The organism is Corynebacterium atrinae (genome assembly GCF_030408455.1).
GTDB lineage: Bacteria > Actinomycetota > Actinomycetes > Mycobacteriales > Mycobacteriaceae > Corynebacterium > Corynebacterium atrinae.
Genome location: NZ_CP046977.1, coordinates 2,101,781 through 2,116,385, shown reverse-complemented (window position 1 = coordinate 2,116,385; position 14,605 = coordinate 2,101,781). Strand labels below are relative to the sequence as shown.

At 64.9% G+C, this 14,605-nt stretch carries 14 protein-coding genes and 2 pseudogenes; 5 read left to right on the top strand and 11 right to left on the bottom strand.

The genetic code is table 11. The features are described from left to right. Window positions 1-91: 91 nt before the first annotated feature. From CATRI_RS10340 to CATRI_RS10325, 3 genes and pseudogenes are all read right to left on the bottom strand, one after another. Window positions 92-514: pseudogene (locus tag CATRI_RS10340) on the bottom strand (SLC13 family permease); the annotation flags it as partial. A gap of 55 nt (window positions 515-569) precedes the next feature. Further along, window positions 570-1,163: pseudogene (locus tag CATRI_RS13650) on the bottom strand (helix-turn-helix domain-containing protein); the annotation flags it as partial. 333 nt (window positions 1,164-1,496) lie between these two features. Beyond that, on the bottom strand, window positions 1,497-2,120 hold the full coding sequence (locus CATRI_RS10325; protein ID WP_042622299.1) for a recombinase family protein: 624 nt from the start codon (window positions 2,118-2,120) through the stop codon (window positions 1,497-1,499). A 350-nt stretch (window positions 2,121-2,470) separates the two neighbouring features. Here CATRI_RS10325 and cmtR point away from each other — a divergent pair, with 350 nt between their 5' ends. From cmtR to CATRI_RS10305, 4 genes are all read left to right on the top strand, one after another. Beyond that, on the top strand, window positions 2,471-2,830 hold the full coding sequence (gene cmtR, locus CATRI_RS10320; RefSeq protein ID WP_011013963.1) for a Cd(II)/Pb(II)-sensing metalloregulatory transcriptional regulator CmtR: 360 nt from the start codon (window positions 2,471-2,473) through the stop codon (window positions 2,828-2,830). Beyond that, window positions 2,788-3,426 (top strand): cadmium resistance transporter, encoded by a 639-nt coding sequence (locus tag CATRI_RS10315; protein ID WP_196768777.1) that lies wholly within the window; start codon window positions 2,788-2,790, stop codon window positions 3,424-3,426. Before cmtR ends, CATRI_RS10315 begins: the two co-directional genes overlap by 43 nt. Before the next feature lie 244 nt (window positions 3,427-3,670). Next, the gene (locus CATRI_RS10310; protein ID WP_290217292.1) at window positions 3,671-5,032 is read left to right on the top strand and encodes a Fic family protein; all 1,362 of its coding nucleotides are present in this window, start codon (window positions 3,671-3,673) and stop codon (window positions 5,030-5,032) included. A 95-nt stretch (window positions 5,033-5,127) separates the two neighbouring features. Further along, entirely contained in the window at window positions 5,128-5,838 is a 711-nt protein-coding gene (locus tag CATRI_RS10305; RefSeq protein ID WP_290221101.1) for an IS6 family transposase, read from the top strand. 214 nt (window positions 5,839-6,052) lie between these two features. Here CATRI_RS10305 and CATRI_RS10295 read toward each other — a convergent pair whose 3' ends face one another. From CATRI_RS10295 to CATRI_RS10265, 7 genes are read right to left on the bottom strand one after another with little or no spacing between them, the layout of a single operon-like run. Beyond that, window positions 6,053-6,916: a prenyltransferase gene (locus tag CATRI_RS10295; protein ID WP_273056739.1), complete on the bottom strand. Its 864-nt coding sequence runs from the start codon at window positions 6,914-6,916 to the stop codon at window positions 6,053-6,055. Then, window positions 6,913-7,209: a lycopene cyclase domain-containing protein gene (locus CATRI_RS10290; RefSeq protein ID WP_042620477.1), complete on the bottom strand. Its 297-nt coding sequence runs from the start codon at window positions 7,207-7,209 to the stop codon at window positions 6,913-6,915. Before CATRI_RS10290 ends, CATRI_RS10295 begins: the two co-directional genes overlap by 4 nt. Then, window positions 7,206-7,550 (bottom strand): lycopene cyclase domain-containing protein, encoded by a 345-nt coding sequence (locus tag CATRI_RS10285; RefSeq protein WP_290217283.1) that lies wholly within the window; start codon window positions 7,548-7,550, stop codon window positions 7,206-7,208. Before CATRI_RS10285 ends, CATRI_RS10290 begins: the two co-directional genes overlap by 4 nt. Further along, a complete protein-coding gene (gene crtI, locus CATRI_RS10280) occupies window positions 7,543-9,147 on the bottom strand; it encodes a phytoene desaturase family protein (protein ID WP_290217281.1) in 1,605 nt (534 codons plus the stop codon). Before crtI ends, CATRI_RS10285 begins: the two co-directional genes overlap by 8 nt. 38 nt (window positions 9,148-9,185) lie before the next feature. Then, window positions 9,186-10,097, bottom strand: coding sequence for a phytoene/squalene synthase family protein (locus tag CATRI_RS10275; RefSeq protein WP_290217278.1), 912 nt, complete (start codon window positions 10,095-10,097; stop codon window positions 9,186-9,188). Then, window positions 10,090-11,055: a polyprenyl synthetase family protein gene (locus tag CATRI_RS10270; protein ID WP_290217275.1), complete on the bottom strand. Its 966-nt coding sequence runs from the start codon at window positions 11,053-11,055 to the stop codon at window positions 10,090-10,092. Before CATRI_RS10270 ends, CATRI_RS10275 begins: the two co-directional genes overlap by 8 nt. Beyond that, entirely contained in the window at window positions 11,052-11,846 is a 795-nt protein-coding gene (locus tag CATRI_RS10265) for a glycosyltransferase family 2 protein (protein ID WP_290217273.1), read from the bottom strand. The genes CATRI_RS10270 and CATRI_RS10265 overlap by 4 nt, the downstream gene beginning before the upstream one ends. A gap of 407 nt (window positions 11,847-12,253) precedes the next feature. On the opposite strand from CATRI_RS10265, the gene CATRI_RS10260 reads away from it, so the two are divergent. Next, a complete protein-coding gene (locus CATRI_RS10260) occupies window positions 12,254-12,934 on the top strand; it encodes a lipocalin family protein (RefSeq protein WP_290217271.1) in 681 nt (226 codons plus the stop codon). A 74-nt stretch (window positions 12,935-13,008) separates the two neighbouring features. Here CATRI_RS10260 and CATRI_RS10255 read toward each other — a convergent pair whose 3' ends face one another. Further along, window positions 13,009-14,556, bottom strand: a complete 1,548-nt coding sequence (locus tag CATRI_RS10255) for an SDR family oxidoreductase (protein WP_290217267.1) — start codon at window positions 14,554-14,556, stop codon at window positions 13,009-13,011. Window positions 14,557-14,605: the final 49 nt, after the last annotated feature.

Sequence of the window (14,605 nt, the reverse complement as noted above, 5' to 3'; positions counted from 1 at the left end):
TGGGGCTTTCTCAGTGAGTACGAACCCAGGGCGGCGTCGAAACCCAGAGGGTTGACACCGACTGTTGCCCCTTAACCGAACGGCATTGGGGTTATCCGCCGATGCCCACCACCGAGGCGACGGTGGGCAGAAAGAGGACGATGAGCGCGCCGCCGATGATATCGAAGCTGATCCCGGTCCGGATCATCCGTCCAATGGAGACACATCCAGAGCCGTAGACGATGGCGTTCTGCGGTGTGGAGATCGGGAGCATGAACCCGAAGGACGCAGCGAAGGTCGCGGCCATAGCCGGGATCACCGGGTCGACACCCGCGGCGATCGCCAGAGGAACCACGATGGGCACCGTGACCGCGGCAGCGGCGGTGTTGCTGGTGGTCTCGGAGATGATGATCGCCAGCAGCACGGCCATGGCGGTGATGATCATGGCGCTCGACACGCCGAGCATGTTGTTCAGGCCGGAGCCGATCGACTCCGCGAGACCCGAATTGCCGAGCATGGCCCCGAAGATCATGCCGCAGCGCCAGGGCGGTGTTCATCGCCGAGGGGGCACCGAGAAAGACCAGGTAACCGCAGACCGCGCGGGAGTAGTCATCCAGGATCACCGTCAACCAGGGGCGGGCGGGGGCACCGTTGGCGTCCCGAATGAGGAGGTCGAGTGCGGTGTGATCGGCCTGCCAGGTGGCATTGGCCCGCTCGGCCCGGTGTCGCCAGACCAGCTCGAAGGTGTCCCGGTAGGCCACTGGCCCCTGGTGGGCGAGGGTGAGCAGGCCCGGATCCAGGTCACCGATGATCGAGCGGACGGTGCTGGAGGAGACGGTGTTCCAGCCCTGTTCGGCGGCGATCGCATTGGCCCTGCGGGTGATCGCCGCTCCTGTCAGCCGTGGTCTGATCAGGGCCAACCCCTCGATCAGGGCATGGAGTTCCGGATGGATCCGTCGCCCCCGGGGTGCTGGTTGGACCGGGGATAACCCGGCTATTCCCTCGGTGCGGTAGGCCGCGTGCCAGCGCTGCAGGGTCCGTAACCCGATCCCTGCCTGGGTGGCCAGCCGGGTCAACGGGATCCCGTCCTCGACGTGTCGGCGCAGTATCTCCCAGCGGGCGGCGGCGGTGTGTTCACGTGCGGAGACGCCGGTGGGTGTCTGGGGCCTGCCGCCTGCGCTCATGACTACTCCACCCGGTTCGTTTCCCGCCGACGTCGGGGTGGGGTGACTCCGGCCTCGCGGCGCAAGGTCCGGCAGGCGGTGGTGCGGCTCACACCTAGAACTGTACCGATCTAGGCGAGGGTCATGTCTTTGTGCTCATAGCAGTTTCCGCGCGGTGCGCAGTGTATCTCCACTCAGGAGCGGGGCGGGCCCCTCGGGCGGCCTCGAGACCGGCTGGGGTTTTCAGAACTCGTCTGTCTATCTGCCTATCGTGACCTGGGCGAGTGAAGTCGAATTCTGACATTCTGATGCCAGTACTCACCTGCACTGTCCGTCATTTTTCAGAAGCCATGTTCACTCACCAGCACCAGGAGCGAGGTCCTGTCCTTCGGCGGTGTGGGTATCTACCGGTCGGGGAGGTAGGTACCGGTAGAGGGTGGTGCGGGCAATGTTTGTTTTCTCCACGATCTCGCGCATCGAGAATCCTTCATTGCGCAGATGCTCGGCATATTTCAACTTGTCTGGGTCGACCACACTGGGCCTGCCCACCCGCTTGCCCTTCGCCGTGGCCACGGCTCGGGCGTGAGCTGCGCGCTCGAGGGCGTAGGTGCGTTCCATCTGCCCGAACAACGACAGGATCACCACCGCCAGTTGGGCCATCGGATCATGAGGGTCGGAGGAATCGACCTTGATCGGATCGGCCAGGGTGCGTACCCCGACCTCGCGCTCCTGGAGGTCGTGGATCAGGTTGAGGGTGTCGCGAACGGTGCGCCCCAACCGGTCGAGGGTGTGGACGACGATGACATCACCCGCGCGAGCTTGATCCAGTGCCTTGTGGAGTCCCGGGCGGTTGGTGGTGGATCCGGATTTCTTGTCGACGTAGATGTATTTGTCCGCAATACCTTCCTGGCGCAGCGCGTCGACCTGACGGTCGAGGTCTTGTTTTGCGGTCGACACTCGGGCATATCCGATCTTCATGCCGAAATCGTACCGGAAGTATATTCCGCAACGGGTCTGACGGGACAGTCTATTGGGATAACTTGTGGAACAGGCGCGTCCTGGGACAATGAATTTTCAATTCATTGTCAATAGAGGTGTCCCACTTCCAAGGAAGTGGGACACCTTGATCGGTACGTGGGCCGCCGCTGGTCTGGGCCGGAAGCTGCCGGCAATAGCCCTCACCTTTAAATCACGTCGGGAACACCGCCAACTAGGCAGCCGCTTCCTTCCTGCGCAGTGAAGGCCTCAGCCTGAAAGTGCAGACGACCTCTGGCAACGACGCCACCCCATGTCGAAGTTAGTTCAGCAACAGCTGTATAGTTCAGCACATGCTGACTATTGCTTCTCGTCTAGACGTGATGAACCGGTTGGGTCGGGCCATGGCGGATCCGACTCGTTCCCGCATTCTCCTGGCGCTGCTGGAGGGGCCGGCCTACCCGGCCGCTCTCGCCCAGGATCTGGAACTGACGCGCTCGAACGTGTCGAACCATCTCGCCTGCCTGAGGGACTGCGGAATTGTTGTCGCCGAACCGCAGGGGCGACAGACCCGCTACGAGATCGTTGATGCTCATCTGGCGCAGGCATTGAACGCGTTGCTGGATATCACCCTGGCCGTCGATGACAACGCCGAATGCATCGACGCCGGATGCGCCGTACCTGGGTGTGTCACTGGACAGGAGAGTGCGTAGTGGTAACCGGTCTACTGTCGGCGATTGGTCTGTTTATCGCCACCAATATCGACGACATCATCGTGCTCTCGCTGTTTTTTGCCCGCGGGGCGGGGCAAAAAGGGACCACGCTTCGGATTCTGGCTGGTCAGTACCTCGGCTTCATGGGCATCCTCGCGGCCGCAGTCCTGGTCACGCTGGGGGCAGGAGCATTCCTACCTGCTGAGGCGATCCCGTACTTCGGACTAATTCCCCTGGCCCTGGGACTATGGGCGGCCTGGCAGGCCTGGCGAAGCGATGATGACGACGATGATGATGCGGAGATCGCCGGGAAAAAGGTGGGTGTGCTGACCGTCGCCGGTGTGACGTTTGCCAACGGTGGCGACAATATCGGCGTCTACGTCCCGGTCTTCCTCAACGTGGACACTGCCGCCGTCATCATCTACTGCATCGTTTTCCTCGTCCTGGTGGCAGGCCTGGTCCTGCTGGCAAAGTTCGTGGCCACCCGCCCGCCCATCGCAGAAGTCCTTGAGCGCTGGGAGCACGTGCTGTTCCCGATCGTCCTGATCGGCCTGGGCATCTTCATCCTCGTCAGCGGCGGCGCCTTCGGCCTCTAATAAGCCCATCCCGAGCGCCCGGGTGGCCTATCCAGGTGTTGCCATCGGCGTCGACTGAACCGCCATTCGAAGCTGCGGAAAAACCGCCAAACGAAGCTGCAAGTCACACATGGTAGATCCACGCATGTCAACGGGATCATATGGGTGTACCCTAAAAATCCATGTAGGGCTCATGTTTTGGATGTTATGGATCGCCATAGCCCGTGGTCGAGGTCTCGATTCTTCCTGCGTTAGGCTGACTTGCATGATGGAATCAAGCTTTCCGCTTCCCGAATACCGACCCTTTCCCAGTTTTGATGAGTGGGAACAGGTTGAGGTCTCACTGCAAGATGTTATTCAATCAGCGGAGAGATTGGCCCAAGTAAAAAAAGGCACCTCTAGTTCGTCCTTGGAGGCTGCACTAGAGAGAACTAGACGTGCGGCAGCGGTTGATACCAATGCGATTGAAGGGATCTTCCAAACTGATCGAGGTTTCACTCGAACTGTGGCGTTTCAGCTCGAAGCCTGGGAAAGGCAAATGGAGGAGAAAGGCCAGCACGTCCGGCCAGCCTTTGAGGATACCCTCGAAGGGTTTGAGTATGTCCTTGACGCGGTTACAGGACAAGTTCCTATAACCCAGCAGTGGATTCGAGAACTGCATGCAGTACTACTGCGTAGTCAAGACAGCCACGAAGTCCACACCGCTGTTGGGGTTCAGAAGCAAGCTCTACGCAAGGGGGAGTATAAAGCTCAGCCGAATAGACCCACGCGTCCTGACGAGACTATTCACGCTTACGCCCCAGTCGAAGATACTCCGGCTGAGATGGCAAGATTTATATCTGAACTTGAGTCGGAGAATTTTCAAAAGGCCGATACGGTTATTCAGGCAGCCTATGCCCATTATGCTTTTGTATGCATTCATCCGTTCGCAGATGGAAACGGGAGGGTGGCTCGTACTTTAGCGAGCACTTTTCTCTACCGAGATCCTGGAGTTCCCCTCCTTATCTATCAGGATCAACGGGGAGACTATATCCAAGCTCTGGAAATGGCTGATGATGGTGATCCACGGCGACTCATCCGTTTTATTGCTGAACGAGTGACTGACACCATCAACTTGGTAATCACAGATCTCACTCGCCCTACTAGTGCGAAATCCGCAGCAGACAAGCTCGCAGAAGCATTGCGACCCACGCGTGTGCTGCCGGAATTGCACGATGCAGCTCTTCGGCTTCAGGAAACTCTTTATACAGAGATTCGATCCCCCCTAGACGAGCAGGCTAAAAAGCTGGATATGAAGTTTGACCTCTTTAGGTCCCTCAATGGCCGCCCCCCGGCTCCGCCAACGGGTTATACGGCCTTTGCGGATAAATATTGCCTATATCTATATTTCATGAGTAATTCTCCGAAGAGAATTGTCGAGGTCCTCCCTCTCGTGTTGGCAGCTAGAAGCGGTGAAGAGGCCACTAGTGATCTTGTGGTGGTGACTTCTGCTGACTATCGCTTCGATGCGTTTGGGCGGGAGCTTGAGCCAGTTATTACTGAAAGCTTGCGTAGCAGAGCGAAAGTTTTTGCGGATGGGGTAGTGGATCTCTTCTTGGCACAGCTAGCGGAGGCGTTTAAGCGCTAATCGGGGCGCACATTTTTGGGGATAGTCCTAGTATTCGGTTCGGTGCTGTTGCAAAGTTGGGGCAGTAGAAAGACCTGCGTGAAATAATCACAGCCATAGGCATCTTCTCCGGTCGTCATTTCCCCCGTGAAATCATCCTGTGGGCGGTGCGGTGGTACTGCCGCTACGGGGTGAGCTACCGCGATCTGGAAGAAATGATGACCGAACGCGGCGTACCGGTCGATCACAGCACCATCTACCGCTGGGTCCAGAAATATGCTCCTGAGCTGGATAAGCAGACTCGCTGGTACCGGCAGGTACCCGACTGGCAGGCCCGGTCCTGGCGGGTGGATGAGACCTATATCCGGGTCGGCGGCACGTGGTGCTATCTCTACCGGGCTATTACCGCCGGTGGGCAGACCCTGGATTTTTACCTGTCCCCAAAGCGTAACGTCGCCGCAGCGAAGCGTTTCCTGGCCAAGACCCTGAGGTCGAACACGATAACCGGGTCCCCGCGGGTGATCAACACCGATAAAGCACCCTCCCTGGCCAGGGCAATCGCCGAGTTGAAGTCAGAGGGAATCTGCCCTCAGACCGTGGAACACCGGCAGGTGAAATACCTCAATAACGTCATTGAAGGAGATCATGGGCGGCTGAAACGGATCCTCGGACCGAAGGGGGCGTTCAAAAACCGGACCTCGGCGTACCGGACGTTGAAAGGGATGGAAGCGATGCACTCATTACGGAAAGGCCAGGGCGCGATGTTTGCCTACGGGCACCCGAACCCAGACGCGGTGATCGTCAGCCGGATATTCGAGACAGCTTAAGCACCCCGGAGCAAGGACAACTAATGTCTTGAGGTTGGGCTTTTCGACCCTGGCCCAACTTTGCAACAGCGTCCGGCTTCGCGCTCCGCGCCCGCGAGCGCACCCTCGGCGACGTCTTCGCCCAGCTGCACACCCACGACGAGCACCTGGAGCTGGCGGACCTCGACCTCACGGTGCAGGCCTACCGCTCGCTGGTCCGCCGCTTCTGCGGGGTCTAGATCCCGATGAACACCGCCGCCAGCGTGATCGTGACGATCGCGCCGACGAGGTAGTTCAGCCAGAGGAAGACCCGCCAGGCGCGGTTGACGTCCTCGCAGGTGGCGTCGGTGATGTTCCAGAAGCGCAGCGTGTTGGCCACGTAGCCCAGGCCCGCGATACCCACGATCCACCCCGGGGCGGGCAGGGCGAAGACCAGCAGCGCCGCCAGCAGGTAGGCGCCGGCGGCCAGGCGGGTGGTCAGCCGGGCGCCGAAGGCGGTGGCGATGGAACTCAGCCCGCCCTCGCGGTCCGCCTTGACGTCCTGCACGGCGCCGAGCGCGTGGCTGGCCATCCCCCACAGGAAGAAGGCGCCGGCCGCGAACCAGAAGTGGGTGCCCGCCTCGCCGCCGGTGATGGTGGCGCCGACGATCGCCGGGGTGACGAAGTGCGCCGAGGAGGTCACCGAATCCAGGACGGGGCGTTCCTTGAACCGCATGGGAGGCGCGGAGTAGGCGATCACCGCCGCCATGGCGACGGTCAGCCACAGCGCCGAGGTCCAGGTCCCGGCCGCGTACAGCGCGATCAGGAAGGGGACGGTCGTCAGCGCCGAGGCCCACAGCAGGGGTGCGTGCATCGACTTCGGCAGGACGGCACCCTCGACGCCGCCCTTGCGGGGGTTGCGGATGTCAGATTCGTGGTCGAAGACGTCGTTGATCCCGTACATGGCAATGTTGTAGGGGATGAGGAAGAAGAGCACGCCAACCCAGAACAGCCAGTCCAGTCCCCCGCCGGCCAGCAGGTAGGCCAGGCCGAAGGGGAAGGCGGTGTTGACCCAGCTGATGGGCCGGGAAGCGGAGAGCACCCCGAGGATGGTTGTCATGGATGCTGCTTCTTTCTCCCCGGCCAGAAGGCGGGGACGATCAGTGCGACGAACAGCGGGTAGAAGAAGTCCTCGACGGGCACGAGGCCGACCTGCAGTCCGAGGCGCTGCGCGTCGCCGTAGCCGACGAGTTCCGCCCAGATCATGAGGTTGTCGAAGACGGCGGTGAGCACCAGGAGCACGGCGGCGACGATCGCGGTCACCGCCACCTGGCGGGGCGCGGAACCGCGCCGGATGACCCACAGCACCGCGGCGAGAATGAGGAACGGCAGGCTGATGAGCAGGTAGGTCATGCGGACCGCCTTCCGCGGGCGTCGAGAAGCAGACGCGCCCCGGTCGTGAGGTTGATGGTCAGGTAGGTGAGGAAGAACAGGAAGATCGGCTCCTCCACCGGCATCTCCGGGGCGAGGACCACCCCGGTCATGTAGGAGGAACCGCCGCGGAAGAAGGATCCGGTGGCGATGCCGAGGGCGTCCCAGACGAGGAACGCCGCGACGACGGCCGCGCTGAGCACGGCGGCGCGGCGGGCGTCGAGGAAGAAGGCCAGTTTCCAGCGCCAGTCGCACAACGCCATACAGACCAGGACGGCCAGGAGGATCGTCAGATAGGTGAAGGGCTCAAAGAACTCAGGCACGGGCGCCCCCCGACTCCGGGAGCGGGCCCGGGCTGGTGTCGCCGTGCAGACGCTTGACCACGTTCTCGGCGGAGATCAGGCACATGGGCACGCCCACACCGGGCACGGTGGTGGCGCCCGCGTAGTACAGGCCGTCGACCTTCCCGGAGACGTTGCGGCCGCGCAGGAACGCCGACTGGCGCAGCGAGTGGCCGGGGCCGATGGAACCGCCCCGCCAGGCGTGGAAACGCTCGGCGAAGTCGGCCGGACCCAGAGTCCGGCGCACGACGATGCGTTCGGCCAGGTCCGGGATGCCCGCCCACTCGGCGATCTGGTCGACGGCGGCGTCGGCGATGGCCTGCACCCGATCGGAGGCCTGCCCGCGGTAGGCGTCGCCGTGCCCGATCTCCTCGGCCGCGGGGACGGGCACGAGGATGAAGAGGTTCTCGTGGTCCTCGGGCGCCACGTCCGGGTCGGACGCCGAGGGCATGGAGACGTAGATGGAACGGGACGCGTCCAGCGGGCGGTTGGCCACCGGCCCGTCGAAAACGGCCTCGAAGTCCTCCGACCAGTCGCGGCTGAACAGCAGGTTGTGGTGGGTCAGCTGCGGGAGTCTGCCCTTCACACCCGCCATGACCAGCACGGTTCCCAGCCCCGGATCGCGGGAGGCGAAGTACTTCTCCGGGTAGGTGCGCAACTTCGGCGGCAGGAGACGGGTCTCGGTGTGGTGGAGATCCGCGCCGGAGACGACGATGTCGGCGCCGATCTCCTCGACCCGGCCGTCGGCGCGGCGGACGCGCACACCACTCGCCACATCCTTGCGGCCTTCTTTCCGCGTGGTGATTGCGGTGACCTCGGTGTCCAGCTCAACGACCGCGCCGTGCTTGACCGCCTGACGGTGGATCGCCTGGATGACGGAGGTGAAGCCGCCGACCGGGTATCGCACGCCCTGCACCAGGTCGGTGTGGCTCATCAGGTGGTACATGGAGGGCGTGGTCTCCGGCCGCGAGGACAGGAACACCGCCGGGTAGGTGAGCACCTGGCGCAGCCGGTGGTCGCGGAAACGGGCGTTGACGAAGGAATCCAGGGGCTGGGTCAGCAGCCTGGCCAGCTTGCCCAGGCGCTGGCGCACGTCGCGGTGCAGCAGCGGGCCCGTCGCGGAGAAGGTGGTGTAGAGGAAACGCTCGATGGCGATCCGGTAGGTGTCACCGGCGCTGTCGAGGTAATCGCGCAGCTTCTGCCCCGCGCCGGGTTCGATCGACTCGAACAATTCGACGGCCGCCTCCACGCCGCTGGGCACGTCCACCGGGGCCTCCCCCTCGGGGAACACCCGGTAGGCCGGAGCGAGGTCGACCAGGTCGATCTCCTCCTCCGTGGTGGTGCCCAGCAGCCGGAAGAAGTGGTCGAAGGCGTCGGGCATGAGGTACCAGGACGGGCCCGTGTCCCAGCGGAAACCGGGGTGCCCGTCCAGCGTCAAGTCGCCGGCGCGGCCGCCGACGTTGTCCGTGCGCTCCACGACCGTGACCTTCATACCCTGCTTGGCCAGGAGCGCGGCGGTGGCCAATCCGGCGACGCCGGCTCCGATCACGGCGGCGGAGCGGGGGGTGTTGTCTGCCATGTGTCTGATTCTCGTTTCTAGGGTTCGGGTTCTCAGGTTCAGGTCGCGGGGTTCATGCGCCGGGCGGTGGCGACCGCCCGCGCCAGTATCGCGAGTTTCGTCCGGCGCGGCACGCTGACGCGTCGGCGCGTGAGCTCCGCCGTGGGAAGCTCGTCCAACTGGTCGGTCAGCGTGCCGAAGAGCTCCGCCGCCGCCAGCACACCGGTGCGGGCGGACAACGGCAGCAGGGGGATGACGGTGCGGGCGTGCGCGAGATCGCCGCGGATGTCGGTGATCAACTGCGCCTTGTGCTCCTCGGTGAGCTCGTGGTCGTCCAGGCCGGGGAAGTAGGCGCGGCCCAGGGTCCCGGAATCCTCTGCCAGGTCGCGCAGGAAGTTAATCTTCTGGAAGGCGGCGCCCAGGGAACGCGCCCCCTCCTCCATCCGGCCGCGCTGCTCCTCCGTGACCGGATGGTCCACCAGGAAGGCCGACAGGCATAGCAGGCCGATGACCTCGGCGGAGCCGTAGACGTAGTCCTCGAAGCTCTGCTCGTCGTAGGTCGTCTGGTTCAGGTCCCGACGCATGGAGGAGAAGAAAGCCGTCACATGCTCGGGGTTGAAACCGCAACGGCGGGCGCTGAGCGCGTAGGCGTGCAGGACCGGGTCGACGTGGAAACGCCGGGCGGGGGCGGCCAGGACCGCGCTCTCGTAGTCGTCCAGTGCCGCGGCGGTCTCCTCGGGGCTCAGACCCGCCGCCCGTGCCGTCCCGTCGACGATTTCGTCGGCGATGCGCACCATGGCGTAGAGGTTGCGGATGTCCGTGCGCACCTGCTTGCCCAGCAGGCGGGTGGCCAGGGAGAAACTCGTGGAGTAGGACAGGATGACCTCGTGGGAGGCCTTGACCGCCGCGCGGTCGTAGCGGTCCAGGAACTCCCCCAGCTGCTTCCGGTCCGGTGGCGTCTGCTCAGGCATGGGTGCGCAGCATCCCTTCGATTCGGTTCGTGATGTGGTGCAGATTCTCCCGGATGCCGGGCGCCAGGTCGGTCTCGTCGATGAGCCGGCGGGCATCCGCCAGGTGGGAGTCACCCTCCGCGATGACGTCGCGGATGATCCCGGCCAGGGCCTGCGGGTCAGTCGGCTGTTCGGGGTCCATCCTCATGGTCACCAACGTCGCACGCCGGTTGACCACGTCACCGGCGGTCTGCTTGCCGGTGACCTCGCTGTCGCCCACCGCGCCGGCGATGTCGTCGGCCGCCTGGTAGGCGTTGCCCAGCGCGTGGGCGATCGGCTTCATCGACGCCGGGTCCCGCCCGGCCGCCAGGGCGCCGAGCTTGAGCGGGGTGCCGAAGCTGTATTCACTGGTCTTGAGGTGGTTGCTCAGCCGCACCTGCTCCAGGTCGGGGTCCGGCTCCACCAGGTGGGCGATGTCGAGGATCTCGCCGGTGATCGTCTCGTGCGCCGCGGAGGAGAGCAACCGCATGCCGCGGCGGACGACGTCGTCCGCCAGGTCCGAGGTGAGCAGCAGCTGGAGGGCGCCGTTGATTCCCAAGTCTCCGGCGACGATGGCCAGCGAGGTGCCCAGGTGAGCGTCCCCGTACTCGTCCCGCACCGCCGCGTGGATGGTCGGGCGGCCACGGCGCAGGTCGTCGCGGTCGATGATGTCGTCGTGGATGAGGAAGGCCCCGTGCAGCAGGTCCACGCACGCCCCGAACACCGTGGCGGCCTGGAGGCCTTCGCCGACGACGTCCCCGGCGGAGATATGGACGAGCCGGGACCGCAGGTGTTTGCCGCCCAGGGAGAATTCGGCCACACCGTCGTAGGCCATCGCCAGCAGCCGGGCGTCGTGCGGGAGCTGGGCACGGCCGCTCGCGAGGAAGTCCTCCAGCAGCGTCAGCGAAGCGCCGATCCGGGAATCGAGGTCCGGGGTCACGGTGCCAGCACCTCCCGCAGCCGTGTTCCCAGCAGGCCCCGCTGCGCCAGCCGGCGGTGGGGAGGGTGCTTCCGCCAGTTGCGCAGGACGGTGTAGAAACCCCGGTGGAAGCGCACCGCCACCTGCCGGATCCCGTGCAGGGCACGGTCGTCCATGCTCACTACGAGGTCCTTCTGGAACCAGACGGTCTCGTCGGCACGCACGGCAAAGGAGAGCTGCATGTCTTCGTGGACGTAGGTGTCGCTCAGGTCGACCGAGTCGCGGACCTCCGCCCACCAGTCGGCGCGGATCGAGTAGTTGGTGCCGAACAGGGGATAGTGCCCCAGCGTGGAACCGACGCTGCGGAAATAGGCGCCCAGGTAGAGGGAGCTGGCGATGTCGCCTGCGGGGCCCGGGATCTCGAAACGGGCGGAACCGGTCACCCCGACCACACGGCGACCGGGCGATGCCTCGGCCCTCCGCCAGATGTCGCGCACGCGCTCCAGGTAGTCGGGGTCAAGCTCGACGTCGGCGTCGATACGCATGAGGACGTCGCCTCCCGCGGCGTCGAATCCGGCCTTCGTCGCCCACGTGATGCCGCGGCGCGGCTCGTCGACGACCAGTGCCCCGTGACGGCGCGCGACGTCCGCGGAATCGTCGGTGGACCCGTTGTCGACCACGATGACCTCGGCGGGGGCGACCGACTGCGCCCCGAGGTTGCGCAGGCAGCGGTCGAGCAGGCGCGCGTCGTTCAGGCAGGGGATGATCACGCTGAGCGCCGGGCGGCCAGCTGATACGGGTGCGTCACTCATCGGTGACCGCGCAGGAAAGCGTCGACATGGAGGTAGGTCCTACTGGATAAAATGGGCGTGGCACTTTCTGTGATGTCACAATAATCAATGCCCGCCCCCCGAGGGACGTGAGGTGGGACGGCTGGTTCCATTGTGCCTTCAACTGGCATCGGGACAGCCGTCATACACCATATTGGCATTTAATTAGCCAGGCTAACTAATAAGGCCCCGGCCGCCCCCATCCACCGCGCCGACGGGGGCACCCAGGCCCTGCCCCAGTACCCTGCCCCGGGGGTAATTTTCCCGAAGACAGACACCCACCCCCGCCCTGCGCGCCAGAGTGCAAACTAGTTAGCCTGGCTACCTAGTTTTTCCACGGGGTCAGGCACCCTCTCCGCACCCGCACACTTCCGCGAAAGGCTCTGTTCATGCGCACCTCCAAGAAATTCGGCGCCGCCCTCCTGCTCGCCGCACTGATCTCCCCGCTCTCCGTCGCCGCAGCCAAAGCACAGGACCTGACCAACGGCGGACGCAACTCCAGCATCTCCGCGGACATCCTGCCCGCCAGTTCCAGCACCGGACCGGAACTGAGGGAAGTGGGATTCGTCGTCGACCCGGAGAGGTACGACGGCAGGTGGTACCAGGTGGCCGCAGTCCCCCAGCCGTACACCCTGCAGTGCACCAACGACACCACCGCCGACTACGAGCTCAACGAGGACGGCACCGCCCTGTCGGTGCGCAACTCCTGCGGCTCCCAGATCAGCTCCGACTCCGTCATCGACGGCACCGCCACCATCCGCAACACCGAGACCAACGCCTCGCTGCGGGTGAATTTCCCCGGCATCCCCTTCCAGGACGAGAACGGACCCGTCAACTACCGCATCACCTACCTGGCCGAGGACAACCCCACCGGGGACTACACCTTGGCGATCGTCGGCGACCCCCAGCGCCGCTCCGGTTTCGTGCTCAGCCGCACCCCGAACCTGACCGCCGAACAGTGGAATCTGGTCAAGACCACCGTCGCCGACCGCGGCTGGTGGGACTGCTCCTTCCTGACCGTCCCGATGGCGGAAGGCCGCAAGGACGTCACCCCGCTCTGCCTGCTCTAACCCGCAGTTAGACGGCGGTTGATCCCCGGGGCTCCGGCGGACATTCCGCCGGAGCCTCTCGACGGCAGGGCCCTCTACGCGCGCCCGTCCCCGTCCGCCCGGTTCTCCTCTTCCGCCGTCCTGAGGATGGTGCGCAGCATGACCGGGAAGATGAGGGCGTGGAAGGGCAGCAGGGACCACCAGTAGAGCCGCCCCAGCAGTCCCGTCGGGGCGTAGAGGGCGCGCTGGACATAGGTGGACCCTTCGCCGCGGTCCCTGACCTCCATGACCAGCCAGGCCCGGCCGTCGATCTTCATCTCGGCCGCCAGCACCAACCGGTGGGGCCGGTCGAGTTCGACCACCCGCCACCAGTCCACCTTGTCGCCCACGGCCAGATGGCGCGGATCGCGCCGTCCGCCGAGCCCCGGCCCGCCGATGAGGCGGTCGATGATGCCGCGCACCCGCCACAACGAAGGAGCGGAATACCAGCCGTTCGGCCCGCCGATTCCCTCCACGACCTCCCAGACCTTCTCGGCCGGGAGATCAGACTCCCCGGAGCGGACGTCCTCGTAGACGGACTCCCCGGTCCACTCCGGATCCGTGGGCAGGCTGTCCGCGGCGTCACCGACGCTGGTCCAGCTCCGGTCCCAGGAGGTGGGCACCCCGCGGCTGCGTTCCGCCTTGACCGCCAGGGTCACCGCCGTCGGGTAGTCGATCAGTCCGCCGGGCGGGTCGGGGATGATCTCGGCGATATCGTGCTCCTCGGTGACGGCATCCTCCGCCATGGACTGCGCCAGGGGGACGGCCAGCCCGGCCGGCACGGGCGTGACCAGCCCGATCCAGCCGCCGGAGAGGGTGTCCATGGGCAGCGGCAGCGGGACGGCGAAAACGCGCCGGCGCAGCCCCTTATGCCGGCCGTAGATCCTGATCAGGTCCGCGAACTCGTAGTCCTGCCCGCAGCCGATGTCGAACTCCCGGTTGACGGGTTCCTCGAGGTCCGCCGCCCGGACGAGGTAGTAGAGCGCGTCCCGGATTGCCAGGGGTTCGATGCGGTTCTTGATCCACCGCGGCGCCACCATCACCGGCAGCCGTTCGGTGAGGTGCCGGATCATTTCGAAAGAGGCGGAACCGGAGCCGATGAGCGTGGCCGCCCGGTACACGAGCGTGGGGGTCTTGCCCTCGAGGAGGATCTTGGCCACCCGCTCCCGGGAGCGCATGTGCTTGGACAGGTCCTCCAGCTGCCGTCCCCGGGGATGCAGGCCGGAGAGATAGACGATCTGCGACACACCCGCCTCCCCTGCGGCGTCGGCCACCAGGGTGGCGGTCCGCTTCTCCACCTCCTCGAAGTCCTCGTCCTGGCCGCCCATGGAATGGACCAGGTAGAACACGACGTCGACACCCGTCATGATCCGGGCGATGTCGTCGGCGTCGGTGAGGTCCGCCTCCACCAGTTCCGCCCTGTCGCTCCAGTCGAACCGGCGCAGGCTCTCCACCCGGCGGGAGGAGGCGCGGACCTGGAACCCGGCGGCCAGCAGCTCAGTGACCAGGCGGCCGCCGACGTAACCGGAAGCCCCGGTGACCAGCACAGTCCGGCTCCCGTGTCGGGCGGTGTAGTCGAGGGTGGCGGGGAGTGGGGTAGACATGGATTCAGGATAAGTACGTGCGGGCGACCCTGTCGAGCCAACGGGGATT